Origin of the sequence: Mizugakiibacter sp. (assembly GCF_039680435.1) — a bacterium.
Classification (GTDB): Bacteria; Pseudomonadota; Gammaproteobacteria; order Xanthomonadales; family Rhodanobacteraceae; genus Mizugakiibacter.
In genome coordinates this window covers 1-23,356 of sequence record NZ_JBDKSX010000059.1, presented here as the reverse complement: position 1 = coordinate 23,356, position 23,356 = coordinate 1, and the positions used below count along the sequence as shown (strand labels likewise).

At 72.0% G+C, this 23,356-nt stretch carries 22 protein-coding genes, 1 pseudogene and 1 riboswitch; of the genes and pseudogenes, 10 read left to right on the top strand and 13 right to left on the bottom strand.

Translation table 11 applies throughout. The annotated features are described in order from the left end of the window. From ABFC67_RS06245 to ABFC67_RS06215, 7 genes and pseudogenes are all read right to left on the bottom strand, one after another. The coding region (locus tag ABFC67_RS06245; RefSeq protein WP_346737183.1) for an ABC transporter permease at positions 1 to 568 on the bottom strand (568 nt) is incomplete at its 3' end. 53 nt (positions 569 to 621) lie between these two features. After that, a complete protein-coding gene (locus tag ABFC67_RS06240; RefSeq protein WP_346737182.1) occupies positions 622 to 1,935 on the bottom strand; it encodes an ABC transporter permease in 1,314 nt (437 codons plus the stop codon). A gap of 49 nt (positions 1,936 to 1,984) precedes the next feature. Beyond that, positions 1,985 to 2,701, bottom strand: a complete 717-nt coding sequence (locus tag ABFC67_RS06235) for an ABC transporter ATP-binding protein (protein WP_346737181.1) — start codon at positions 2,699 to 2,701, stop codon at positions 1,985 to 1,987. A gap of 42 nt (positions 2,702 to 2,743) precedes the next feature. Beyond that, positions 2,744 to 4,018 (bottom strand): annotated as a pseudogene (locus tag ABFC67_RS06230) (HlyD family efflux transporter periplasmic adaptor subunit). Between the two features lie 169 nt (positions 4,019 to 4,187). Beyond that, positions 4,188 to 4,667: a TlpA disulfide reductase family protein gene (locus tag ABFC67_RS06225; RefSeq protein WP_346737180.1), complete on the bottom strand. Its 480-nt coding sequence runs from the start codon at positions 4,665 to 4,667 to the stop codon at positions 4,188 to 4,190. 1 nt (position 4,668) lies between these two features. Further along, positions 4,669 to 5,415 carry a hypothetical protein gene (locus ABFC67_RS06220; RefSeq protein WP_346737179.1) on the bottom strand — a complete coding sequence of 249 codons (747 nt, stop codon included), beginning with the start codon at positions 5,413 to 5,415 and terminating at the stop codon, positions 4,669 to 4,671. Next, positions 5,412 to 6,104 carry a MarR family winged helix-turn-helix transcriptional regulator gene (locus ABFC67_RS06215; protein ID WP_346737178.1) on the bottom strand — a complete coding sequence of 231 codons (693 nt, stop codon included), beginning with the start codon at positions 6,102 to 6,104 and terminating at the stop codon, positions 5,412 to 5,414. The genes ABFC67_RS06220 and ABFC67_RS06215 overlap by 4 nt, the downstream gene beginning before the upstream one ends. 144 nt (positions 6,105 to 6,248) lie before the next feature. Here ABFC67_RS06215 and ABFC67_RS06210 point away from each other — a divergent pair, with 144 nt between their 5' ends. The 3 genes from ABFC67_RS06210 to ABFC67_RS06200 are packed head-to-tail and all read left to right on the top strand — an operon-like array spanning position 6,249 to position 8,478. Next, positions 6,249 to 6,827, top strand: a complete 579-nt coding sequence (locus tag ABFC67_RS06210; protein WP_346737177.1) for an RNA polymerase sigma factor — start codon at positions 6,249 to 6,251, stop codon at positions 6,825 to 6,827. Then, complete coding sequence (locus ABFC67_RS06205) at positions 6,803 to 7,396, top strand: hypothetical protein (RefSeq protein ID WP_346737176.1); 594 nt, start codon at positions 6,803 to 6,805, stop codon at positions 7,394 to 7,396. Before ABFC67_RS06210 ends, ABFC67_RS06205 begins: the two co-directional genes overlap by 25 nt. A gap of 11 nt (positions 7,397 to 7,407) precedes the next feature. Beyond that, positions 7,408 to 8,478, top strand: coding sequence for a PDZ domain-containing protein (locus tag ABFC67_RS06200; RefSeq protein WP_346737175.1), 1,071 nt, complete (start codon positions 7,408 to 7,410; stop codon positions 8,476 to 8,478). 3 nt (positions 8,479 to 8,481) lie between these two features. Here the strand turns inward: ABFC67_RS06200 and ABFC67_RS06195 are convergent, their stop codons facing one another. From ABFC67_RS06195 to ABFC67_RS06185, 3 genes are all read right to left on the bottom strand, one after another. Next, positions 8,482 to 9,039, bottom strand: a complete 558-nt coding sequence (locus tag ABFC67_RS06195) for a hypothetical protein (protein WP_346737174.1) — start codon at positions 9,037 to 9,039, stop codon at positions 8,482 to 8,484. 70 nt (positions 9,040 to 9,109) lie between these two features. Further along, on the bottom strand, positions 9,110 to 9,316 hold the full coding sequence (locus ABFC67_RS06190; protein ID WP_346737173.1) for a hemin uptake protein HemP: 207 nt from the start codon (positions 9,314 to 9,316) through the stop codon (positions 9,110 to 9,112). A 181-nt stretch (positions 9,317 to 9,497) separates the two neighbouring features. Then, entirely contained in the window at positions 9,498 to 10,469 is a 972-nt protein-coding gene (locus ABFC67_RS06185; protein WP_346737172.1) for an aldo/keto reductase, read from the bottom strand. Between the two features lie 117 nt (positions 10,470 to 10,586). After that, a riboswitch (yybP-ykoY riboswitch) is annotated at positions 10,587 to 10,707 on the top strand. A gap of 54 nt (positions 10,708 to 10,761) precedes the next feature. Between ABFC67_RS06185 and ABFC67_RS06180 the strand changes: the two genes are divergently transcribed. From ABFC67_RS06180 to ABFC67_RS06170, 3 genes are all read left to right on the top strand, one after another. Beyond that, a complete protein-coding gene (locus tag ABFC67_RS06180) occupies positions 10,762 to 11,319 on the top strand; it encodes a TMEM165/GDT1 family protein (protein WP_346737171.1) in 558 nt (185 codons plus the stop codon). 172 nt (positions 11,320 to 11,491) lie between these two features. After that, entirely contained in the window at positions 11,492 to 12,766 is a 1,275-nt protein-coding gene (locus ABFC67_RS06175; protein WP_346737170.1) for a nucleoside permease, read from the top strand. Positions 12,767 to 12,779: 13 nt separating this feature from the next. Continuing rightward, a complete protein-coding gene (locus ABFC67_RS06170) occupies positions 12,780 to 13,760 on the top strand; it encodes a ribokinase (protein WP_346737169.1) in 981 nt (326 codons plus the stop codon). A 306-nt stretch (positions 13,761 to 14,066) separates the two neighbouring features. Here ABFC67_RS06170 and ABFC67_RS06165 read toward each other — a convergent pair whose 3' ends face one another. Both ABFC67_RS06165 and ABFC67_RS06160 read right to left on the bottom strand, forming a co-directional pair. Beyond that, the gene (locus ABFC67_RS06165; protein ID WP_346737168.1) at positions 14,067 to 14,819 is read right to left on the bottom strand and encodes a slipin family protein; all 753 of its coding nucleotides are present in this window, start codon (positions 14,817 to 14,819) and stop codon (positions 14,067 to 14,069) included. Further along, entirely contained in the window at positions 14,819 to 16,207 is a 1,389-nt protein-coding gene (locus ABFC67_RS06160; RefSeq protein ID WP_346737167.1) for a nodulation protein NfeD, read from the bottom strand. Before ABFC67_RS06160 ends, ABFC67_RS06165 begins: the two co-directional genes overlap by 1 nt. A 63-nt stretch (positions 16,208 to 16,270) precedes the next feature. On the opposite strand from ABFC67_RS06160, the gene dusB reads away from it, so the two are divergent. The 4 genes from dusB to ABFC67_RS06140 all read left to right on the top strand — a co-directional run bounded on the left by dusB (position 16,271) and on the right by ABFC67_RS06140 (position 21,857). Beyond that, positions 16,271 to 17,257, top strand: a complete 987-nt coding sequence (dusB, locus tag ABFC67_RS06155; protein WP_346737166.1) for a tRNA dihydrouridine synthase DusB — start codon at positions 16,271 to 16,273, stop codon at positions 17,255 to 17,257. A 215-nt stretch (positions 17,258 to 17,472) separates the two neighbouring features. Beyond that, positions 17,473 to 18,597 carry an acyltransferase gene (locus ABFC67_RS06150; protein WP_346737165.1) on the top strand — a complete coding sequence of 375 codons (1,125 nt, stop codon included), beginning with the start codon at positions 17,473 to 17,475 and terminating at the stop codon, positions 18,595 to 18,597. A 118-nt stretch (positions 18,598 to 18,715) separates the two neighbouring features. After that, a complete protein-coding gene (metK, locus tag ABFC67_RS06145; RefSeq protein WP_346737164.1) occupies positions 18,716 to 19,915 on the top strand; it encodes a methionine adenosyltransferase in 1,200 nt (399 codons plus the stop codon). A 73-nt stretch (positions 19,916 to 19,988) separates the two neighbouring features. Next, positions 19,989 to 21,857: an ATP-binding cassette domain-containing protein gene (locus ABFC67_RS06140; RefSeq protein WP_346737163.1), complete on the top strand. Its 1,869-nt coding sequence runs from the start codon at positions 19,989 to 19,991 to the stop codon at positions 21,855 to 21,857. A 291-nt stretch (positions 21,858 to 22,148) separates the two neighbouring features. Here the strand turns inward: ABFC67_RS06140 and ABFC67_RS06135 are convergent. After that, positions 22,149 to 23,356, bottom strand: a 1,208-nt coding sequence (locus tag ABFC67_RS06135) for a phosphoenolpyruvate carboxylase (protein ID WP_346737161.1), incomplete at its 5' end; no start/stop codon positions are given.

The following is a 23,356-nucleotide window of genomic DNA, read 5'->3' as shown; positions in this document are numbered from 1 at the left end:
TCCTGGGATCGTCGATGTAGAACTGGCGGCCGACCGCGCCCTGGCCCGGGAACAGCTTCTCGGCCAGCGCGCGCGTGACGATCACGCCGGCCGGGGTGACGTTATCGTTCATGGTGCGGTAGCCGATCTCTTCCGGCTTGAAGTTGCGCCCGGCGACCAGCTTGAGGCCAAGGGCGTCGAGCGCGCCCGCGTCGACGAAGTAGAACGCCGCGCTGGCCAGCGGGGTGCGCTGGTCGGGCTTCAGCACCAGGCCGCTCGACCAGCCGCCGTTGCTCAGCGGCAGCGAGTTGATGGCGGTCGCGGCGGCGACGCCGGGCAGGCTGCGCAGCAGCGTCACGTCGGCCTCCATCGTGCTGCGCACGTCGAAGCCTTCGCCGAAGCCGGAGCTCGTCACCGCGAAGGTGTCGACCTCGTTCATGCCGCTCGGCCGCTGCATGCGCTCCAGGCGCTGACCGATGATGAACAGCGCGTTGCAGACGATCGCCAGCGTCAGCGCGATCTGCAGGCCGATCAGCACCAGCGCCACCTTGCTGCGCATCAGCGCGGACAATATCGGACGGATTTCCATGACTGACCTCGTTCGGTGGCGGACGCGGCGCACGGGCGGCCGCGCCCGGTTCGTCATTGCGTCTTCAGTTGCGAGGCCGGCTGCACGCGGCACGCGCGCCAGGTCGGATACAGCCCCGCGAGCAGCGCCGCGACGATGGCCAGGACCAGCGTCGTCAGCACCATCGTCCAGTCGAGCTGCGCCACGTTCTTGTAGTCGGCGTAGAGCGCGCGCACCGCGATCAGCCCCAGCCCGGTCAGCAGCAGGCCGACCAGGCCGCCGCTGAGGCCGACCACGCCGGACTCGATCAGGAACTGGCGGAACACCTCGCTCCGGCTCGCGCCCAGCGCGCGCCGCAATCCGATCTCGCCCGACTTGCGCATGAACTTCGCCAGCAGCAGGCCGATGGTGTTGACCAGGCAGACGGTGAGGAAGGCGAAGCCAAGCCAGGTCTGCACCTCGACGTCGCGCGGCACCACACGCTGGGCCTGCATCCACTGGGTGACGTTCGGCAGGCGGTTGTCGAGCGGGCGCGGGAAGCGCCCGAGCCGCTTCTGCTCGTTGACGTAGCTGTCGAGGAACGACTTGTATTCGGCCAGCCGCGCCGGCGAATCGAGCTGCACCCACATCTGGATCCACACGCAATCCGACTGCAGGTAGGCGTCCCAGCCCTCGCCCGGGAATTTCCAGCAACTGTTGTTGCCGCTGGCGCGCTGGCGGAGGTCGATCGCGGTGGTGAACGGCATGAAGAATTCGTCGGCGGCGCTGAGCGCGCCGTTGGTCAGGTCGTAGAACTTGAAGCGCGGCTTCCACTTGTCCAGCACGCCGACCACGCTGTAGTCGACGCCGTCCATGCGCACGGTCTTGCCGACGCTGTCCTGGCCGCCGAACAGCTTCTCGTTGGTGTCGCTGGTCAGCACCAGCACGCGCGCGTGCGCGGCGTCCTGGTCGCGCCCCCACGGGCCGCCGTAGCGGAACGGCGGCTCGAACATGCCGAAGAAGTCGGCGGACGCCACCCGCCCCAGCGCCATGAACGGCTTGACCTGCGGATTGGCCGGCTGGATCGGCAGCGCCAGCTTGAACATCGCGGTCTGCTTGTCGGCCTTGCCGGCCTGCATCAGCGCGACCGCGTCGCGATAGGTGATCTGGTCGGGCGGGCTGCCGTCGTCGCCGTAAGGCTGGTTCGGATCCCAGTTGTCCATCTGCACGTAGTGCAGCTTGCTGCTCTTCCACGGGATCGGGTCGCTGCCCATCATGTGGAACACGGTCAACGAGGTCATGCTGGCGGCGATGCCGAGCGCGATGCCCAGCACCATCAGCGCGGTCAGCACCGGATTGCGCCGCAGGCTGCGAAGGCCGAGCTGGAGATAGTAGGCGAACATCTTCATTACCCCTTGGGTTTCTGCTTCCCGCTCCCAGCGGGAGGGAGTTCCAGCATCAGGCCGGCATGGGCTCGGGGCTTGCGGGTACGCGCAGGCGCGGCTCCTCGCCGAGATCGGTGACCTGGCCGTCCATCACGTGCACGTTGCGCTGCGCGCGCACGGCCAGCTCCGGGTCGTGGGTGACCATCACGATGGTGGTGCCCTGGCGGTTGATCTCCTCCATCAGTTCCATCACGCCGCGCGCCATCAGCGAATCGAGGTTGCCGGTCGGCTCGTCGGCGAGCAGCAGGCGCGGCGAACCGGCCAGCGCGCGCGCGATCGCCACGCGCTGCTGCTGGCCGCCGGACAGCTCCGAGGGGTAGTGCTTCATGCGCGAGGCCAGGCCGACGCGGCCCAGCGATTCCTCGATGCGGCGCTTGCGCTCGGCGGCGTTGAAGCCGCGGTAGCGCAGCGGCACGTCGACGTTGTCGAACAGGTTGAGGTCGGGGATCAGGTTGAAGCCCTGGAAGATGAAGCCGATCTTCTCGTTGCGCAGGCGCGAGCGCTCGGCGTCGTTCATGCCGCCGACGTCGACGCCGTCGAGTTTGTACTCGCCGCCGGTGAACTCCTCGAGCAGGCCGGCGATGTTGAGGAAGGTCGTCTTGCCGGAGCCGGACGGACCGGTCACCGCGACGAACTCGCCCTCGCGGACATGGATCGAGAAGTCGCGCAGCGCGTGCGTCTCGATCAGGTGGGTGCGGTAGACCTTCTGCAGGTGCTTCATGGCCAGCATGGCGGTTCCTCGTGGGGCAAGGGGTGTCGTGGTGGGCCCGGCTCAGTGGATGGTGACGCGCTGCGCACCGTTGAACTCGTCGGTGCCGGAGATCACGATGCGGTCGCCTTCCTTGACGCCCGAGACGATCTCGACCGCGTTCAGGCTCAACGCGCCGACCTGGATCGGCGTGCGCTCGGCGACGTCGCCGCGCACCACGTAGGCGACGCGACCGGCGCCGGCGTCGACGAACGGGCCGCGCTCGACCATCAGCACGTTCGGGTGCGTGTCGATCAGGATGCGCGTGGTCAGGCGCTGGTTCTGGCGCAGGCCCGCCGGCCTGGCCTTGCCGAAGCGCACGCGCGCGGTGACCTGGCCGTTGACCACCTCGGGCGACACCGCGCCGACCTCGCCCTTGTAGGTGGCGCTGGCGTCCTGGATCTCGGCCGGCATGCCGATCGCGATGTCGTGCGCGAACACCTAGGGCACCTGCACTTCCAGCTCCAGCGCGGACAGGTCGACCACGCTCAGCAGCGGCGCGTTCAGCGCGACGTTGGCCTTCTGCGCGGCTATGAGCTGGCCGACCTGGCCGGCCACCGGCGAGCGGATCTTCAGCGCATCCACCTGGCGCTGCAGCTCGGCCACCGAGAGCTGCTGGCGGTCGCGCGCGAGCTTCTTCGCCTGCACCTCGAAGGCGAGGCTGTCATGGTCCAGCGCCACGCCCTTGCGCGCGTTGTCCAGCGTGATGTCGGCCTTCTCCAGCGCATCCTCGGCGCGCAGCACGTTGATCTCCGGCAGCGCGCCCAGCTTGAATGCCTTGGTGGTGCGCTCGACCTCGCGCTCGGCGGTCTTGCGGTCGATCGCGGCCTGGTCGAGCGTGCGCTGCACGTCGAGGCGCTTGCGCCGCGCCTCGATCTGCGCGCGCTCGTAGTCGACTTCCAGGCCCTGCAGTGCGGCCTGTTCCTGGGCGAGACGGTTGGTCAGCTCGGGGCTGTACAGCTCGGCCAGCACCTGGTCCTTCTGCACCTTGTCGCCGGCGACCACGTCCAGCGTGACGGTGCCCGGCGCCGGCGCGTACAACGTGGGGCTGACCGCCGCGACCACGCGGCCCTGCACCGAAACGTCGCGCACCAGCGTGCCGCGCTGCACGGTGGCGATGCGCAGGCGCGTCGCATTGACCGACGTACCGGCCGCCAGCGTGCGCAGCGCGCTCGGCACCAGCCACAGCAGCAGCGCGAGGCCGACCGCCGCGGCCACGCCGGGCCACAGCCAGCGGCGCAGCTTCGAGGTGCGCTCGGGGACGATCAGGCGGTCTTGGGCGGAGGTGTCGCGGATCATGCAGGCTCCCGGTGCGCCGTCAGCCGCGGCGCCATGTTCGGGCCTGTATCAGCAACCGCCGTGCCAGCGCAGTGCGCGCCTGCAAACCATTGATCGGGAAGCGATCGCGGCAACGGCCGTGAGCGCGGACGCTGTCCGCGGACACCCGCGCGGACAGCGCGGACAGTGCTCAACCGGCCGCGGACGCCTCCGCCAGCAGGCTGCCCAGCGCCGCGCCCAGCGCCAGGTCGTCCTGGATGCCGAAGTGCTGCTGGCGCAGCCGGCCGGCGGCGTCGATCAGCACCAGGGTCGGCGTGCCGCGCATGGCGTAGGCGCGCATGGTGCGCGGCAGCGGGTCGCCGGCGTCGTGCGCGTCGACGCCGACCGGGAACTCGTAGCGGTACTCGTGCAGGAACGCTTCCAGCGCCGCCGGACCCTGCGCCTCGTGGTGCTCGAACACCGTGTGCAGCCCGACCACGGCGAGGCGCTCGCGCGGGAACGCGCGATGCACGCGCTGCATCTGCGGCAGCGCGTGCGCCGCGCAGCCGGGACACAGCATCTGGAAGGCGTGCAGCAGCACCACGCGGCCGCGCAGGTCGGCCAGCGCCAGCGGCGCGCCGTTGAACCAGCGCGCCGCCTGCCATTCCGGCGCCTGGCGCAGCGCCGTCATCTCACTCCCCCTTCGCCGCCGCGGCGGCGATCCTGCCCGGCAGCGAGAGATCGCCCGAGGCCACCTCCTTGACGCCGACCACGCACAGCAGTGGCGCCTGCACGTTGGCGTTGACGCGCAAGCCGGCGGTGACGCCGTCGAAGGCGCTGCCGAGCATGCGCTGCGGATCGCGGAACGGCACGCGCACGCGCACGTGCCGGCCGTCCATCAGCGGCGTGTAGCCGGGCGAGTCGAGCAGGATCGGCAGCCCCGGCCAGGTCGCCGGCAGCTTCGGATGCGCGCCTTCGGGGATGTCCTTCACTTTCAGCATGCCCTTGCCGCAGGCGTCGTCGGGCACCAGCACCACCCAGTGCGAATGCCACACGTCGCCGTCGTCATCGGGGTTGCCGTCGCCGTTCTCGTCGATCCACGGCGTATCGTCGAAATCGGCATGCGCGGTCACCGCCAGCGCCAGCGTGCCCTGGGCCGCGTCGAAGCCGACCTCGGCGGTGTCGATCCTGGTCGGCCACACGTAGGAAAACACCGTGCTGCCGGCCAGCTTGCCGCTCTTCGCCGGGTGCGTGGCGCCGGCCTTGCCGCTGACCTGCATGTCGAAAGCGAGATAGCGGTCGCTCGCCGCGACGTTCGTGCGCACGATGTCGAAATCGGCGGCCTTGGCGTTGCCGGACGCGGCGTCGATGCCGTGCGCCGCGGCGCCGCCGGCAGCGAACGCGAGCGCGCAGGCCAGCGCGAGGGTCGTCTTGCTCATGACTGCTTCTGCTCCGGGGCGGGATCCGCCGAACCGGCGTAGCGGACGAAACTGCGCGCCTGCTGCGCCGACGCGGCGGCGTGGTGGTCGGGACAGTCGATGCGCAGGTGACGCTCGCCGAACGGCGCGTCGACCAGCGCGCAGTGGTGCGGCGTGGCCGGCAGGTCGGCATGCGCAAAGGGGCGGAAGTGCGCGCAGTCCAGGCACATGCGCGCCACTTCGATGCGGCCCTCGGCCTGCAGGCGACGGATGGTCAGCAGCAGCGCGCGGTAGACGGTTTCCTGCGTGGTCGCGTCCAGTGCGCCGAGCGCGGCCAGCACCACCTCGGCCGGGCCGGCGTGCGCGGCGGCCGCCTCGCGGCCGGCGGCGGTCAGCGTGAAGCGCTTGCGGCGCGCGTCGGCGGCGTCGGCGCGCTTGTCCAGCAGGCCCTTGCGCGCCAGCGCGGCGGCCGCGTCGCTGGCGGTCGGCGGGCTGACCGCAAGGCGTTGCGCCAGCGCGCCGAGGCCGAGCCCTTCCGCGCCGGCGGCGTCCAGCTCGGCCAGCACCCGCTGCTGGGTCGGCGACAGGTCCAACGCGCCGCCGCGGCGCCAGGCCTCCTGGCGCAGCACCTGGCCGAGCCGCTCCAGCGCGGCGACGGTGCGCTGCGGCAGCGGCACGGAATGGCGGTCGAAGTAATGCGGCGATTTCATCTCGACTCCCCGCCGCCGGCGTCGCAGCCGCCGGCGGGCGTCTCCTGCCCGGCGACGTATTTAGGACTCCTAATTTAAACGAACGAGGCATCGTTGCCAAGCCCCCTCTTGCGACTGTTCGCGCCGCATGCGCATCTAACCGGCATGGAGCCATCCCTCTTCCGGCACGAGGTCGACCCGGCGGTGATCGACGCGCTGCGCCGCGGCGATCTCGCCGCGTTCGAGCGCGTCTACCGCCTGTTCGAGCGGCCGGTGTACGCGCTGGCCTGCCGCCTGCTCGGCGACCGCGACGCCGCGCACGAGGTGTTACAGGACGCGATGCTCAAGGCCTACGAGCGCGCCGCGCAGTACCGCGGCGAGGCGCCGTTCTGGGCCTGGCTGCGCCAGCTCGCGACCAACGAGGCGCTGATGCGGTTGCGCCGCGCGCGCCGCTTCGGCGCCGAACCGCTGGAGATCGAGCCCGCGGACGAGGACGCGCCGCCGGCGTGGATGCTGGCCGACCGCAGCGCGCTCGAGCGCGCGCTGGCCGCGCTGCCGCCGGCGACGCGCACCGTGCTGTGGCTGTACCACGTCGAGGGCCTGACCCACGTCGAGATCGCCGCGCACTGCGAGCGCACCGTCAGCTATTCGAAATCGCAGCTCGCGCGCGGCACCCGCCGCCTGCGCGAGCTGTTGACGGACCACCCGGAGGCATCGCCATGCCTGATCGCACCGACCGCATGAACGCACACGCCGCACTGGCGGACGCGCTGCGCGCGCTGCCGGCGCCGACGCCCGAACGCGACCTGTGGCCGCTGCTGGCCGCGCGCGCGCGCCGGCGGACGCAGCGCCGCCGCTACGCCCTGTTTGCCGTGCCGGCGGCGCTCGCCGCGGCGCTCGTGCTGGCGCTGGTGCTGCCCGCCGCGCTGCGCGCGCCGCGTCCGGCGATCCGACCGTCCACGGCGGCGGTCGCGGGCGCGACAGCCGCGGCGCGCCCCGGCGCCGCGGCGTACGCGGCCCCCGTCGCCGAGCTGTCCGCGCTGCGCGAGCGCTCGCAGCGACTGGAACGCTGGGTACACACGCTCGACGTCGGCGGCGCGCCGCTGGGCGGCCGCGCTCTGGCCGGCGCCACCGAACTCGAGGACATGATCGGCCTGGTCGACGTGCAGCTCGCCGCCGGCGGCGACGCGCGCACGCAACTGCCGCTGTGGCGGCAGCGCGTCGACCTGCTCGAACAACTCGCCACGCTGCGACTCGGCGGCTACGCCGTGGCCGACGCCGGCGCGGCCACCCCCACCGTCTGGATCAACTGATGAGGCTCGAGATGCGACCGAAACTCCTTGTGATGGCGCTGGCGCTCGCCTGCGGCGGCGCCTTGGCGGCGACGCCGCCGCCGGCGCCGGCGACCGGCGCCGCCGACAGCGCCGCGGCGCGGCGCGAACTCGAGCAGATGCGCGGCGAGATGCGCGCGCTGGCGCAGCGCATGGCCGAGCTGTCCGCACGCATGGGCGAAGCCGCGCCGCGCGCCTACGCGTTCCGCTATCTGGCCGATCCCGGGCGCGGCATGCTCGGCGTGGTGCTGAGCCCCGGCCCGAAAGGCGCGCGCATCGGCGCGCTGACGCCGGGCGGACCCGCCGAACAGGCCGGACTGGCGATCGGCGACGTGATCGTCAGCGTGAACGGCGAGCCGCTGCGCGTGCAGGACGACGGCACCGCGGCGGCGGAGCCGACGCTCGGCGCGATCAAGGCCGGCGACACCGTCAAGCTCGGCATCGTGCGCGACGGCAAGCCGCTCGCCTTCAGCGTCAAGGCCGAACGCCGCGAGGCCTATGCCTGGCCGCTGCTGCTGGACGCGCAGCCCGCGCTCGACGCCGCGCAGGAGCGGCTTGCGCACATCGACGTCAAGCGCATCGCCGAACAGGCGCAGCGTGCCGCCGACGGCGCCCGTCGCCAGGCGGCGATGCTGCGCGTGATGGCGCCGTGGTGGGGGCTGAACCTCGCGCCGCTCGGCGCCGACCTCGGCAGCTACTTCGGCACCGCGGATGGCGCGCTGGTGCTGTCCGCGCAGCCGGAACAGTTCCCCGGACTCAAGGCCGGCGACGTGATCGTGCGCGTGGACGGCACGGCGGTGCGCCGCCCGGAGGACGCGATGCGCGCGTTGCGCGACGGCGGCGGCGACGGCGACGGCAAGATGGTCGCGGTCGAGGTGCTGCGCCACGGCAAGCGCGAGTCGCTCAAGCTGAAGCCGCCCGCGACGGCCCTGTGGCTGCCGCCACCGCCGCCACCCGCAGCACCGCTTCCGCCTGCGCCGCCCGCTTCGCCGCAGATCCACCCGGCACCGCCGCCGCCCGCGCCGCCCGCGCCGCCGGCACCGCCCGCCGGCGCGATCGACTGAGTCTCAGGCCGGTACCCCGCGCCGGTCGCCGGCAATCTCGCCGGCGACGGTGCGGCCCAGGGGCGAAACCCGCGCCGCACTTTCGCTGCCGAGCGCGGTGAGCCGGCCGACGCGCAGGCAGCGGAAGCGCAGCAGGTCGGCGCGCCGCTGCACGCGGCGCACCACCTGCGCATCGTCGCCGGACGGCGCGACGTCGCCGCACGCGGACAGCAAGGCATCCCACGCGAGGAAATCGGTATCCGGCAGCAGATACACGCAGGCCAGCACCGCGCCCCCGGCGTCTTCGAAGCGCAGCCATTCGCGCGGTCCGGCACGCGTCACCGCACAGCGCGCCTCCACGCGCGCGGTCGCGCAAAGCCAGCGCAGACGCGGGTCGTCGACCAGCAGCACGCCGTCCGCATCCCGCACCGCCGTCATGCCGCCGGCCGGTGCGCACGCACAGCACAGGACGCAGCCGAGCTGCGGCAGACGCGACGCGAGCCGGGCCAGATCGGGACGCAGCGGCCGCGCGCACGCCGCTATCGGCCGTGCGTCGCGCGCGAAAAAGCCATACCGGGCCAACATGCCACCTCCGGAAGGAACGGGGCTGGCGCGTCCGCGCGGCGGACGGCTGGCATCCGCTGTCGAAGACCTACTTGGTCAGGATCAACTTGTCGTTGCGGGTGAGGCGCAGGCGGTACTCGCCGCCGAGGTGCTCGATCACGAGTTCACGCGCGCCATGCAGCAGGTGCCGGCTCTCGATGCGCGGCGCCGTCGTCGACTGGCGGGATGGCGCGGAAGACGGCCGCGTGCGCGCGGCCTGCGACGCGGTTGACGGTGGCGCGGGGAGTGATTGCATGGCGGCGCTCTGCACGGCTGGACCTGCCTGCAGATGATAATGATTCTCATTTGTTAGTCAAGCCGCCGGTTGCCGCATGTGGCGCCGTCCGCCCGATGCGCGCCGGGCGCCTGCGCGCGCATCGGTTTGCGCACGCGCGGCCGCCGCGGACGCGGCGTTGGCACCGCGACCGGGCGCCGCCTCAGGCGGTCGCCTGCTCGATGCGCACCATTGTCGCGGCGTCCAGCCGCCGCGCCAGCGGCAGCGCCGCCAGGTTCTCCTCCAACTGGGCGCGACGCGTCGCGCCGAGGATCACCGAGCTGACGTGCGGATTGTTGAGGCACCACGCGATCGCCAACTGCGCCGGCGCCACGCCGAGTTCCTTCGCCAGCACGGCCAGCCGGCGCGCGCGCGCCAGCCGCGCCTCGCCGTCCGCGCCCAGCAGGCGCTCGCGCAGCCACTCGTAGCCGGGGGTGGCCAGGCGCGAATCCGCCGGCACGCCGTCAGCGTACTTGCCGCTCAGCACGCCGGACGCGAGCGGCGACCAGGTGGTGGTGCCGAGCCCGATCTCGCGGTAGAGCGGCGCGTACTCCGTCTCGACGCGCGCGCGATGCAGCAGGTTGTATTCGGGCTGTTCCATCTGCGGCGGATGCAGGCGCTCGGCGCGCGCGAAGGCATGCGCGCGCAGGATCAACTGGGCCGGCCATTCGGACGTGCCCCAGTACATCACCTTGCCGCTGCGGACCAGGTGGTCCATCGCCCACACGGTTTCCTCGACCGGCGCATCGGGGTCGGGGCGGTGGCAGAAGTAGAGGTCGAGGTAATCCACGCGCAGCCGCGCCAGCGCCTGGTCGCAGGCCTCGATCACGTGCTTGCGCGACAGTCCGCGCTGGGTCGGGCGCGGCTCGGCGACGGCGCCGAAGTAGACCTTGCTGGACACGCAGTAGCCGTCGCGCGGCAGGCGCAGGTCGGCCAGCGCGTCGCCCATCACGCGCTCGGCCTCGCCGGCCGCGTAGGTCTCGGCGTTGTCGAAGAAGTTGACGCCGTGGTCCCAGGCGCAGGCGACCAGCTCGCGCGCTTCCTTGCGGCCGAGCCGGCGACCGAAGTTGATCCAGGCACCGAACGCCAGCGCGGAAAGCCTGAGGCCGGACGAGCCGAGGCGGCGGTACTCCATGACGGGCTCCTCGTGGACGGGGTGCGCATGGCGCAATCGGCCAAGCCTGCCACGCGCGCCGCCTGCGCGCACGCGCGGTTGCCGCGCGCACCGCGCGCCACTAGACTGCGCGCGCTCCATCGGGGAGTAGCCGGCCGCGGCGAACCGCCGCGGTGTCCGCGTCAACACACTTGGCCCAACGGCCATGGCGCGGACGGCAGTCGCCTGGCGAGACATTTGGCTGCACGCGCCGATTCCCGGCTGGGGCGGCGTGCGCGCCATCGTCTCGACCGTCCCCAGCCGCGGAGCATCCATGCAGGCCCTGCTCGTTTCCACCGCCGCGGTCGCGCTGGCGGAAATCGGCGACAAGACCCAACTGCTGTCGCTGATCCTCGCCACCAAGTACCGACGGCCCTGGCCGATCTGCCTCGGCATCCTCGGCGCCACCGTGGTCAATCACGCGCTGGCCGGCAGCGCGGGCGCGCTGGTCGCGGCGTGGCTGACGCCGGCGCAATTGAAATGGATCGTCGCCGGCAGCTTCCTCGCCGTTGCCGCGTGGACGCTGGTGCCCGACCGCGCCGACGACGATGCCGCGCGCAAGCGCAGCGGTCACGGCGTGCTGCTGACCACGCTGGTCGCCTTCTTCCTCGCCGAGATGGGCGACAAGACGCAGGTGGCGACCGTGATCCTTGCCGCCGAATACCACCCGCTGTGGCAGGTGGTCGCCGGCACCACGCTCGGCATGCTGCTCGCCAACGTCCCCGTGGTCTGGCTGGGCGTGCGCTTCGCCGCACGGTTGCCGCTGCGCGCGGCGCGCATCGGCACCGCGCTGCTGTTCCTCGCGCTGGCGCCGTGGATCGCGCTGCGCTGAGCCGGCTTGTCGCCCCCGCGGGCATGCCCTACGCTGCCGCGGCCGTGCGCGTTCCGGGGAGGATCCGGCGCACCGCCGGGACGCGCCGAGACGCTGCCGCGCCCGCGCCGCACGCCGCGGCGGCGGGCGCGCCGCCGCGGAGTCCCGGCCCATCCGCGAACGAAGGTGATCGATGAACCTCAAGCTCCGCCTCGTGGTAATGAACTTCCTGCAGTTCTTCGTGTGGGGCGCGTGGCTGCTGACCATCGGCGCGTACTGGTTCCAGAACAAACACTGGTCCGCCTCGGCGTTCGGCGCGATCTTCTCGACGATGGGCATCGCCGCGCTGTTCATGCCCGCCATCGCCGGCATCGTCGCGGACAAGTGGGTCAACGCGGAGCGTCTGTACGGACTGCTGCACCTGGCCGGTGCGGCCACGCTGCTGATCGTGCCGCTGGTCGACAGCCCGTCCGTGCTGTTCTGGGTGATGCTGCTGAACATGGTCTTCTACATGCCGACCATCGCGCTGGCGATCGCGGTGTCCTTCAACGCGCTGAAGCACGCCGGCCTCGACGTGGTGCGCGACTACCCGCCGATCCGCGTCTGGGGCACGATCGGCTTCATCGTCGCGCTGTGGACGGTGAGCCTGCTGCACCTCGAAACCTCGGCCGGCCAGTTCCACGTGGCGGCGGCAGCGGCGCTGCTGCTCGGGCTGTACGCGTTCACCCTGCCGCCGTGCGCGCCGAAGCTCGGCAGGGCCGCCGGCCGCTCGCTGGTCGATGCGCTCGGCCTGACCGCGTTCACGCTGTTCCGCAACCGCAACATCGCCGTGTTCCTGGTCTTCGCGATGCTGCTCGGCGCGGCGCTGCAACTGACCAACGCCTACGGCGATACCTTCCTGCACGATTTCGCCAGGTTCGACGCCTACAGGGACACGCTCGCCGTGCGCTATCCGGCGATCATCATGTCGATCTCGCAGATCTCGGAAACGCTGTTCATCCTGACCATCCCGTTCTTCCTCGGCCGCTACGGCATCAAGGCGGTGATGGTGATGAGCATGCTGGCGTGGTTCCTGCGCTTCGGCCTGTTCGCCTACGGCGACCCGGGCAACGGGCTGTGGATGATCGTGCTGTCGTGCATCGTCTACGGCATGGCCTTCGACTTCTTCAACATCTCCGGCTCGCTGTTCATGGAGCTGCAGAGCGACGCGAAGATCCGCGCCAGCGCACAAGGGCTGTTCATGGTGATGACCAACGGCGTCGGCGCGGTGCTGGGCAGCGCCGTCAGCGGCCTGCTGATCGAGCACTGGTTCACCGGCCCGGACGGGAGCATGGACTGGCGCGGCATCTGGCTGACCTTCGCCCTGTACGCGCTGGCGATGGCGGTCCTGTTCGTGCCGCTGTTCAAGCACCGGCACGATCCGGCCACGATGCGCGGCCTGCGCCCCGAAGGCGATCTCGGCGCCTGAGCGAGCGCAGCCGATGCCCGCGCCCGCGCAAGTCGTCGTGGTCGGCAGCTACAACCACGACCACGTCTGGCAGGTCGACCGCTTCTGCCGTCCCGGCGAGACGCGGCGCGCGCGCGGCTTCGTCGCCGGTCCCGGCGGCAAGGGCTTCAACCAGGCGGTGGCGTGCGTGCGCCAGGACGTCGCGACGAGCTTCATCGGCGCGATCGGCGACGACCATCTCGGCGCGGCCGCGCGCCGCCTCGCCGACGCCGAGGGCCTGCGCTGCCGCTGGCAAGTGCGCGACGATGCGCCGACCGGCGCCGCCGGAATCCTCGTCGACGACGGCGGGCAGAACCAGATCGTGGTCGCGCTGGGCGCCAACGAGCGGCTCGATCCCGCCTTCGTGCGCGCGCAGCGCGAGGCGTTCGCCGCGGCGCACGTGATGCTGGTGCAGCTCGAGAACAACCTCGACGCGATCGACGCCGCGCTCGAGCTCGCCGGCGCGGCCGGCGCGGTGCGCATGCTCAATCCGGCGCCGGCACACGCGGAGCTCTCGCCCGGCACGTTGCGGCGCTGCGACCTGATCACGCCCAACGAAACCGAGTTCGCCCTGCTGTGTGCGCGCTTCGCCGGCATCGACGCGGACGCGGACGCGCTAGCGGCGCTGGCGGACGCCGACCTGCACGCGCTGGCGCGGCGCCTGCCGGTGCCGTGCGTGGTGATCACGCTCGGCCGGCACGGCTGCTTCGTCTCGCACGCCGACGACGGCGACCGCCGCGGCGACGCGGCGACGCACTACCGGCTGCCGTGCGAGCCGGCGCACACGATCGACGCCACCGGCGCCGGCGACGCCTTCAGCGGCGCGCTGGCGGCCGCGATGGTCCGCTACGCCGGGCGGCCGTTCGTCGAGGCCGTGCGCCACGCCAACCGCGCCGCCGCGCTGTCCACCGAGCGCGTCGGCGCGGCACCGGCGATGCCGCGCTGGGCCGAGGTGCTCGCGCGCTTTCCGGGCTGAGCGCGGTGCCGGCGCGGCCGACCGCCGCATCTCGCCGGCGCGGTCGGCGGCGCCTGGCGCGCGCTGGTCGCCTTCGCCGGCCTGCTGCCGCCGTTCCTGCTGGTCAGCGGTTTCCTGTTGTGGCGCGCGCGCAAGCGCGCCGGCAAGACGGCGAACGCGTAGGACGGCGCCGGCGTACGGCGGAGTCGCCGCGCAGCGGCGCTTCCGCCGTACCTGCCCTCTGCGCACCGAATCCGGCGACCTGCCCGGCGGAAGCCGCTGCGCGGATTCCGCCCTGCCGGCTGCTGCGCGCCGGCGGCGTGGTGGCTAGTCGGCCTTGGGCTTGCGCAGCAGCGGCTCGATCAGGTCCATCGGCAGCGGGAAGACGATCGTCGAGGCGCGGTCGCCGGCGATCTCGACCAGGGTCTGCAGGTAGCGCAACTGCAGCGTCTGCGGCTGCCGCTGCATCACCTGCGCCGCCTGCATCAACTTCTCGGACGCCTGCAGCTCGCCTTCGGCGTTGATCACCTTGGCGCGGCGCTGGCGCTCGGCTTCGGCCTGCTTGGCGATCGCGCGGATCATGCCCTCGTCGAGGTCGACCTGCTTGATCTCGACGTTGGCGACCTTGATGCCCCAGGCGTCGGTGTGCTGGTCGAGGATGCGCTGGATGTCGTGATTGAGCTTGTCGCGCTCGCTGAGCATCTCGTCCAGCTCGTGCTGGCCGAGCACCGAGCGCAGCGTGGTCTGCGCGATCTGGCTGGTCGCCTCGTGCGCGTTCTCGACCTGGATCACCGCCTTCTCCGGGTCGATGATGCGGAAGTAGATCACCGCGTTGACCTTGACCGAGACGTTGTCGCGCGAGATCACGTCCTGCGGCGGCACGTCCAGCACCACCGTGCGCAGGTCGATGCGCACCATCTGCTGGACCATCGGCACCAGCACGATGATGCCCGGGCCCTTGACGCCCTGGAAGCGGCCGAAGGTGAACACCACGCCGCGCTCGTACTCGCGCAGCACCTTCAGCGAACTGAACAGCAGGACGAGCAGGATGACGACGACGACACCGAGAGTGGGGAACATCACGCACCTCCTTGGGGCGCTCGTTCGACCGGCGTGACGCGCAGCGTCAGGCCTTCGATCGCGACCACGCGCACCGCCTGGCCGGACCGCAGCGGCGCGTCGGTCAGCGCCTGCCAGCGCTCGCCGTGCACGTGCACCGTACCGCGCTCGGCGAAGGCGCCCACCGCCTCGCCGAGGCTGCCGACCATCTGCTCGCGCCCGCTGACCACCGGCCGGCGGCGCATGCGCAGCGCGAGCCAGGCGATGCCGGCGGCGACCAGCGCCGCGGCCAGGCTGACGCCGACCAGCAGCGGCAGGGAAATCGCGTAGCCAGGCACGTCCGTATCCATCAGCACGACCGATCCGATCACGAAGGCGATCACGCCGCCGATGCCCAACGAACCATACGCCGGCACGAAGGTCTCGGCGACGATCAGCAGCACGCCGAGCGCGATCAGCGCCAGCCCGGCGAAATTGACCGGCAGCAGTTGCAACGCGTACAGCGCCAGCAGCAGCGCGATCGCGCCGACCACGCCGGGCAGCACCGCGCCGGGGTTGTAGCCTTCCAGCAGCAGGCCGTAGATGCCGATCAGCAGCAGGATGTAGGCCACCGAGGGATTGGCGATCACGTCGAGGAAGCGCGTGCGCCAGTCGGGCCGGCGTTCGACCACAGGCAGGCCGCGCGTGCGCAGCACGCGCGCGCCGGCCGCGGTCGTTACGCGGCGGCCGTCGATGCGCGCGAGCAGCGCGGGCACGTCGTCGGCAACGAGGTCGATCACGTGCAGCTTGAGCGCTTCGTCCGCCGGCAGGCTGGCCGCGCCGCGCACCGCCTGCTCGGCCCAGTCGGCGTTGCGGCCGCGCTGAGTGGCGAGCGCGCGGATGTAGGCGACCGCGTCGTTCAGCACCTTGCGCGCCTCGGCGTCCTGCGGCGCGGACTCGGCCTTGGCGCCGGCGCCACGCTTGCCCGAGGGCTGGTCCGCTTCGTCGTCCGCGCGCTTGCCGCCGCCGAACAGCGATACCGGCGTGGCCGCGCCGAGGTTGGTGGCCGGCGCCATCGCCGCGACGTGGCAGGCGTAGAGGATGTAGGTGCCGGCACTGGCGGCGCGCGAGCCGCCGGGGGCGACGTAGCCGGCCACCGGCACGGGCGAGGCGAGGATCGCCTTGACGATCTGGCGCATCGCGGTGTCGAGGCCGCCGGGCGTGTCCAGCTCGAGCACGACCACGGCCGCATCGCCGCGCGCAGCCTCGGCCAGGCCGCGGCGGACGTAGTCGCCGCTGGCCGGCCCGATCGGGCCGTCGATGCGCAGCAGCAGCGCGGTTCGCGGCGACACGTCGTCGGCCCCTGCCGCCGCTGCGAACAGCGGCAGCGTCCACACCAATCCCGCCAGCGCGAGCAGGATGCGGCCCATGCCGGCATCACAGCACTTCGCCGCCACCCGGGCAAGCGAATGTGGCGCCGCTACAATGGCCCGATGCGCATCGGCCCCTACGCGATCGACCCGCCGCTGGCGCTGGCCCCGATGGCCGGCGTCACCGACAAGCCGTTCCGCCTGCTGTGCAAGCGGCTGGGGGCGGGCTTGGCCGTGTCCGAGATGACCACCGCCGACCCGCGCCTGTGGCATACGGCGAAGTCGCTGCGGCGCATGGACCACGTCGACGAGCCGGCGCCGGTCAGCGTGCAGATCGCCGGCTACGATCCGGCGATGCTGGCCGAGGCGGCGCGCTACAACGTCGGGCACGGCGCGCAGATCGTCGACATCAACATGGGCTGCCCGGCCAAGAAGGTGTGCAACGTGTGGTCGGGCTCGGCGCTGCTGCAGGACGAGCCGCTGGTGGCGCGCATCCTCGCCGCGGTGGTGAAGGCGGTGGACGTGCCGGTGACGCTGAAGATCCGCACCGGCTGGGATCGCGAGCACCGCAACGCGCTCGCCGTCGCGCGCATCGCCGAGGACAGCGGCATCGCCGCGTTGGCCGTGCACGGCCGCACGCGCGCCGACAAATACGAGGGCGAGGCCGAATACGACACCATCGCCGCGGTGAAGGCGGCGGTGCGCATCCCGGTCTGCGCCAACGGCGACATCGACACGCCGCAGAAGGCGCGCCGCGTGCTCGAGTCCACGCGCGCCGACGCGCTGCTGATCGGCCGCGCCGCGCAGGGCCGGCCGTGGATCTTCCGCGAGATCGCCCACTACCTCGCCACCGGCGAGACGCTGCCCGAGCCCGGCCCCGCCGAAGTGCGCGACATCCTGCTCGGCCACCTCGAACACCTGTATGCGTTCCACGGCGAGCCGCAGGGCGTGCGCATCGCGCGCAAGCACCTCGGCTGGTACGCCAAGGACCGCCCCGAGAACGCCGCCTTCCGCGCCGTCGCCAACCGCGCCGAGAGCGCTACCGAACAGATGCGCCTTACCCGCGACTACTTCGACGCGCTGGAAGCGGGCTACGCGCGCGCAGCCTGAAAGCGGGTCGCCTGCACGCAGGCTCCTACACGCGGACACATCGCGATGCGCAGGAGCGAGCGTGCTCGCGACCGGGACTGCGGGGGACGCGGAAGGCAAGATCGTGCGGGCCGCGCGCACGTTCGGGTCGCCTGCACGCAGGCTCCTGCGGACCACGCGGCCTGGGCCGCGCCGCCCCGCTGCCGGCCGCTATCTCGCCGGCGTATGCTGCGCGGATGGGGGCCCCTGCCGACGCCAACGCGCACGCGACCCGCGCCTCGTCCGTCTTCACGCTGCGCTACGCGCCGGCGCTGGACGGCGTGCGCGCGCTGGCGATCGCGCTGGTCGCGCTGTACAACGCGGAGACGCCGGGCTTCTGGGGCGGCTTCATCGGCGTGCGCCTGTTCTTCGTGCTGAGCGGGTTCCTGATCACCTCGCTGCTGCTGGAGCGCCTGCTCGCCGATGACACCATCCGCTTCGGCGCGTTCTACGTGCGCCGTTTCGAGCGCCTGTTCCCGCCGCTGCTGGTCGTGCTGCTGGCGTTCCTCGCGCTGCGCGTCGCCTTCGGCGGCGTGGCGCTGCTCGAACCGAGCCTGTACGAGGTCGTCTTCGCGGCGTCGTACATCGGCAACTGGACGATCATCGCCTTCCACAGCCCGGACGCGCTCGGCCACGCCTGGTCGCTGGCGGTGGAAGAGCAGTTCTACTTCCTGTGGCCGCTGCTGCTTTGGCTGGCCTGGCGCGTCGCGCGCGGGCGCGGGCTGGCCGCGCTGGCGACGCTCGGCATCCTCGCCGCGGCGGCGTGGCGGTCGCTGGCGGTGGCGCTGGTGCGCGACCATCCGCAGCCGGTGCAGTACCTCTATTACGCCACCGACGTCTGCGCGTTCGGCTTCCTGATCGGCGCGGGCCTGGCGATCGCCGCGGCCAGCCGTCGCGGCGCCGCGCTGCTGCAAAGCACCGGCGCGCGGCGCTGGGCGCCGTGGGCGACGACGCTGGCGCTGCTGGCGCTGCTGCTCGCCACGCGTCGGTTGTCCAGCCACGCGCTGTCGACCTACGGCGTCGGCCTGACCGCGGTCGAACTCGCCTGCGCCGTGCTGATCGCCGGCCTGTTGGTGCCGGGCGCGCACCCGCTCAAGCGCCTGTTCGAATGGGCGCCTGCGGTGTGGCTGGGACGGCTGTCCTACAGCCTGTACCTGGTGCACTGGCCGATCGTGCGCGCGCTGCTGGAGACGAACCTGCCTGCGTGGCAGCGGATTCCGCTGTCCGCCGCGCTCAGCCTCGGCGCGGCGTGGCTGCTGTACGCGCTGGTCGAGCGTCGGCTGCTGGCGCGCTCGGCGCGGCGCGGACTGGCGCGACCCTGAACCGGAAGCGAGCAGGCCGACGCGGCTTGACCCGGCCTGCTGCAGCGCCGCCGCGTTCCCGCTATCATGCGCCCCTTGTTTTCCATCCATCTATCCGGATCAAAGGATATAACCGCCGATGAGCAGCTACCTCTTCACCTCCGAATCGGTCTCCGAAGGCCATCCGGACAAGATCGCCGACCAGATCTCCGACGCCGTGCTGGACGCCATCGTGGCGCAGGACAAGCGCGCGCGCGTGGCCTGCGAGACGCTGGTGAAGACCGGCGTGGCGATCGTCGCGGGCGAAGTCACCACCAGCGCCTGGATCGACCTCGAGGCGCTGACCCGCAAGGTGATCCTCGACATCGGCTACGACTCCAGCGAGGTCGGCTTCGACGGCGAGACCTGCGGCGTGCTGAACCTGATCGGCAAGCAGTCGCCGGACATCAACCAGGGCGTCGACCGCAAGAAGCCCGAGGAACAGGGCGCCGGCGACCAGGGCCTGATGTTCGGCTACGCGACCAACGAGACCAGGGACTTCATGCCGGCGGCGATCTACTACTCGCATCGCCTGGTCGAGCGCCAGGCCAAGGTGCGCAAGGCGAAGAAGTCGCCGCTGTCGTGGCTGCGCCCGGACGCCAAGAGCCAGGTCACGCTGCGCTACGAGGACGGCAAGGCCGTCGCCATCGATGCCGTGGTGCTGTCCACGCAGCACGACCCCGCGGTCCGCCACAAGGACCTGGTCGAAGGCGTGATGGAGGAGATCGTCAAGCCGGTGCTGCCCGCCAAGTGGCTGCACAAGGGCACCAAGTTCCACATCAACCCGACCGGCAAGTTCGTGATCGGCGGTCCGGTCGGCGACTGCGGCCTGACCGGTCGCAAGATCATCGTCGACACCTACGGCGGCTGGGCGCGCCACGGCGGCGGCGCGTTCTCGGGCAAGGATCCGTCCAAGGTCGACCGCTCGGCCGCCTACGCGGCGCGCTACGTGGCGAAGAACATCGTCGCCGCCGGCATCGCCGACCGCTGCGAGGTGCAGGTCAGCTACGCCATCGGCGTGGCGCATCCCACCTCGATCTCGGTCACCACCTTCGGCACCGGCAAGATCAGCGACGACAAGATCGAGAAACTGATCCGCAAGCACTTCGACCTGCGTCCGTACGGCATCCTGCAGATGCTGGACCTGATCCACCCGATGTACCAGCAGACCGCCAGCTACGGCCACTTCGGCCGTTCGCCGTACGAGGTCAAGCTCGCCAACGGCGAAACCTTCACCGCGTTCTCGTGGGAGAAGACCGACCGCGCCGAGGCGCTGCGCGCCGATGCCAAGCTGAAGTAAGCCACCCGCACGTTCGATCCCTCGACGGGCCGCCTCGCGCGGCCCGTCGCGTTTCTGCCCGTACAATGCGCATATGCCCCTGATCCAGCTCCTCCACGTCGACGTCGGCGTCGGCGGTCCGCCGCTGCTCGACGGCGTCGATCTGACCATCGAGCCGAGCGAGCGCGTCTGCGTGGTCGGCCGCAACGGCGCCGGCAAGTCGACGCTGCTGCGCCTGCTCGCCGGCGAGATCGCGCCGGACGACGGCGAGCGCCGCGTGACCGCGGGCGTGCGCGTCGCGCGGCTGGCGCAGGAGGTGCCGCACGACGTCACCGGCAGCGTGTTCGAGGTGGTCGCCGCCGGCCTCGGCGACGCCGGCGCGCTGCTCGCCGCCTACCACCGCGCGATCACGCACGGCGACACCGCGGCGATGGCCGCGGCGCAGGCGCGCATCGAAGCCGGCCACGGCTGGGACCTCGACCGCCGCGTGACGCAGGTGCTGGTGCGTCTCGAACTGGACGGCGACGCCGACTTCGCGAAGCTGTCCGGCGGCATGAAGCGGCGCGTGCTGCTGGCGCGGGCGCTGGTGCATGCGCCCGACGTGCTGCTGCTGGACGAGCCGACCAACCATCTCGACATCGAGGCGATCGACTGGCTGCAGGAATTCCTGCGCCAGTTCGAAGGCAGCATCGTCTTCGTCACCCACGACCGCCGCTTCCTGCGCGCGCTGGCGACGCGCATCGTCGAGATCGACCGCGGCGCGCTGACCAGTTGGCCCGGCGACTACGCCAACTACCTGCGCCGCCGCGAGGAGCGCCTGCACGCCGAGGCGCAGGCCAACGCGCTGTTCGACAAGAAGCTGGCGCAGGAAGAGGTGTGGATCCGCCAGGGCATCAAGGCGCGACGCACGCGCAACGAAGGCCGCGTGCGCGCACTGGAAGCGCTGCGCCGCGAGCGCGCCGCGCGCCGCGAGCCGGGCGGCACCGCGCGCATGACGCTGGCCGACGCGCAGGCTTCCGGGCGCAAGGTGATCGAGGCGCGCGACGTGACCTACGCGGTGGGCGGCCGCACGCTGGTGCGCGATTTCTCCAACACCATCCTGCGCGGCGACCGCATCGGCATCATCGGCCCCAACGGCGCCGGCAAGACCACGCTGCTGCGGCTGCTGCTGGGCGAGTTGGCGCCGCAGGCGGGCGAGGTGAAGCCCGGCACGGGACTGGAGATCGCCTACTTCGACCAGCACCGCGCGCAGCTCGACGACACCCGCAGTGCGCTGGACAACGTCGCCGAGGGCCGCGAGTACATCGAGCTGGACGGCCAGCGCAAGCACATCATGGGCTACCTGCAGGATTTCCTGTTCACGCCGGAACGCGCGCGCGCGCCGATCACGCGACTGTCCGGCGGCGAGCGCAACCGCCTGCTGCTGGCGCGGCTGTTCGCCAAGCCGTCCAACCTGCTGGTGATGGACGAGCCGACCAACGACCTCGACGTGGAAACGCTGGAGTTGCTGGAGGACCTGCTCGGCGCCTACCGCGGCACGCTGCTGCTGGTCTCGCACGACCGCGAGTTCCTCGACAACGTGGTGTCGAGCACGCTGGTGCTGGAGGGTGGCGGCGCGATCGGCGACTACGTCGGCGGCTACAGCGATTGGCTGCGGCAGCGGCCCGCGCCGGCAGCCGCCGCGCCGGCGGCGGCGAAAGCACCCGCCGTCGCAACCGTGGCGACAGCAGTCGCAGCAGCCGCACGGCGCAAGCTGAGCTACAAGGACGCGCGCGAGCTGGCGCAGTTGCCGGCGCGCATCGAGGCGCTGGAGGCGGACATCGCCGCGCGCAGCGCCGCCATGCGCGATCCCTCGCACTACCGGCAGGACGCCGCCGCCATCGTCGCCGCCAACGACGCGCTCGCCGCGCTGCAAGCCGAGCTCGACGCATGCTACCGGCGCTGGGAAGAGCTCGAGGCCTGAGCCTCGCAACCCGCATCGGGCCTCCTCACGCTCTCCCCGGTGGGGCGAAGTGAAGCAAGCGCGCAGGGTGGGCTTCAGCCCACCGAACGCATGCGCAAGCGAAAGCGACGGTGGGCCAAGGCCCACCCTGCGCTTGCTACCGGCGCCGGGAAGAACTCGAGGCCTGAGCGAGCGGGAGAGGTCGCCTGCACGCAGGCTCCCGCCCGCGTGCTTCTGCAGGAGCCTGCGTGCAGGCGACCCCCGCCATGCGCGTTTGCAGGAGCCTGTGCGCGGGCGAGCGCCGCATGCGCTTCAGCCGGTGTTCTGCAGCCCCTGCGCGATGCCGTTGACGGTGGCGACCAGCGCGGCGAACAGCGCCTCGTCCTGGCGTTGCGTCGCGCGCCAGCGCGCCAGCAGGTCGGCCTGGATCAGGCTCATCGGATCGACGTAGGGATTGCGCAGGCGGATCGACAGGGCGAGGCGCGGATCTTCGGCGAGCGGCGTGCGCGTGCCCTTGAGGCGCGCGATCCACGCGACGGTGCGCGCGAATTCGTCCTCGATGCGCGGGAAGAAGCGCGCGTGCGCGTCGCCGGCCAGCCGCGAGAAGCGTTCGGCGATGGCGAGGTCGCTCTTCGCCAGCACCATCTCGACATCGTCCAGCAGGGTGCGGAAGAACGGCCAGTGGCGCGCCATCTCGGCCAGCGGCGCCTCGCCGACCGCGGCGGCGGCGCGTTCCAGCGCGCTGCCGACGCCGTACCAGCCGGTCAGGCCGGCGCGGTTCTGCGTCCAGGCGAACACCCACGGGATCGCGCGCAGGCTCTCGATGCCGCCATCGGCAACGCCGCGCCGCGGCGGGCGCGAGCCCAGCGTCATGCGCTCGATCACGTCGATCGGCGTGGCGGCGCGGAAGTAGGCGACGAAGCCTTCCGATTCCAGCAGCGCGCGGTAGGCCGCGCGGCCGGCCGCGGCGATCCCGTCCATCGCCGCGCGCCACGCCGCCTCGCGCGCGTCCGGCGCGCGCGGGCGCAGGCTGGCCAGCAGCACCGCGCCGACGGTCTGCTCCAGCGTGCGCAGCGCCAGCGCGCGGATGCCGTACTTGCGGTGGATCACCTCGCCCTGCTCGGTGACGCGCAGGCGGCCGTCGACGCTGCCGCGCGGCGAAGCCATCACCGCGCGCGAGGTCTTGCCACCGCCGCGGCTGATCGAGCCGCCGCGGCCGTGGAAGAACGCCAGGCGCACGCCGGCGGCGCGCGCGATCTTCGGCAATTCCACCTGCGCGCGCTGCAACGCCCAGCGCGAGGCGACGATGCCGCCGTCCTTGCCGCTGTCGGAATAGCCGAGCATCACCGTCTGCACGTCGCCGCGCGCGGCGAGATGCGCGCGGTAGACCGGATCGGCCAGCAGCGCGGCGAGGATCGCGGGACCGCGCTCGAGATCGTCGATCGTCTCCAGCAGCGGCGCAACGTCCAGCGGCACCGCGCTGCCGGCGCCCAAGCCGGCGCGGCTCGCCAGCGCCAGCA

What these genes read in the sequence shown, in the direction of transcription:
- dusB (WP_346737166.1), top strand. Translation starts at nt 16,271, where the DNA reads ATGCGCATCGGCCCCTACGCGATCGACCCGCCGCTGGCGCTGGCCCCG.
- ABFC67_RS06140 (WP_346737163.1), top strand. Translation starts at nt 19,989, where the DNA reads ATGCCCCTGATCCAGCTCCTCCACGTCGACGTCGGCGTCGGCGGTCCG.
- ABFC67_RS06210 (WP_346737177.1), top strand. Translation starts at nt 6,249, where the DNA reads ATGGAGCCATCCCTCTTCCGGCACGAGGTCGACCCGGCGGTGATCGAC.
- ABFC67_RS06185 (WP_346737172.1), bottom strand. Translation starts at nt 10,469, where the DNA reads ATGGAGTACCGCCGCCTCGGCTCGTCCGGCCTCAGGCTTTCCGCGCTG.
- ABFC67_RS06160 (WP_346737167.1), bottom strand. Translation starts at nt 16,207, where the DNA reads ATGGGCCGCATCCTGCTCGCGCTGGCGGGATTGGTGTGGACGCTGCCG.
- ABFC67_RS06200 (WP_346737175.1), top strand. Translation starts at nt 7,408, where the DNA reads ATGCGACCGAAACTCCTTGTGATGGCGCTGGCGCTCGCCTGCGGCGGC.
- ABFC67_RS06235 (WP_346737181.1), bottom strand. Translation starts at nt 2,701, where the DNA reads ATGCTGGCCATGAAGCACCTGCAGAAGGTCTACCGCACCCACCTGATC.
- ABFC67_RS06165 (WP_346737168.1), bottom strand. Translation starts at nt 14,819, where the DNA reads ATGTTCCCCACTCTCGGTGTCGTCGTCGTCATCCTGCTCGTCCTGCTG.
- ABFC67_RS06150 (WP_346737165.1), top strand. Translation starts at nt 17,473, where the DNA reads ATGGGGGCCCCTGCCGACGCCAACGCGCACGCGACCCGCGCCTCGTCC.
- ABFC67_RS06225 (WP_346737180.1), bottom strand. Translation starts at nt 4,667, where the DNA reads ATGACGGCGCTGCGCCAGGCGCCGGAATGGCAGGCGGCGCGCTGGTTC.
- ABFC67_RS06180 (WP_346737171.1), top strand. Translation starts at nt 10,762, where the DNA reads ATGCAGGCCCTGCTCGTTTCCACCGCCGCGGTCGCGCTGGCGGAAATC.
- ABFC67_RS06205 (WP_346737176.1), top strand. Translation starts at nt 6,803, where the DNA reads ATGCCTGATCGCACCGACCGCATGAACGCACACGCCGCACTGGCGGAC.
- ABFC67_RS06240 (WP_346737182.1), bottom strand. Translation starts at nt 1,935, where the DNA reads ATGAAGATGTTCGCCTACTATCTCCAGCTCGGCCTTCGCAGCCTGCGG.
- ABFC67_RS06215 (WP_346737178.1), bottom strand. Translation starts at nt 6,104, where the DNA reads ATGAAATCGCCGCATTACTTCGACCGCCATTCCGTGCCGCTGCCGCAG.
- ABFC67_RS06190 (WP_346737173.1), bottom strand. Translation starts at nt 9,316, where the DNA reads ATGCAATCACTCCCCGCGCCACCGTCAACCGCGTCGCAGGCCGCGCGC.
- ABFC67_RS06175 (WP_346737170.1), top strand. Translation starts at nt 11,492, where the DNA reads ATGAACCTCAAGCTCCGCCTCGTGGTAATGAACTTCCTGCAGTTCTTC.
- ABFC67_RS06220 (WP_346737179.1), bottom strand. Translation starts at nt 5,415, where the DNA reads ATGAGCAAGACGACCCTCGCGCTGGCCTGCGCGCTCGCGTTCGCTGCC.
- ABFC67_RS06170 (WP_346737169.1), top strand. Translation starts at nt 12,780, where the DNA reads ATGCCCGCGCCCGCGCAAGTCGTCGTGGTCGGCAGCTACAACCACGAC.
- metK (WP_346737164.1), top strand. Translation starts at nt 18,716, where the DNA reads ATGAGCAGCTACCTCTTCACCTCCGAATCGGTCTCCGAAGGCCATCCG.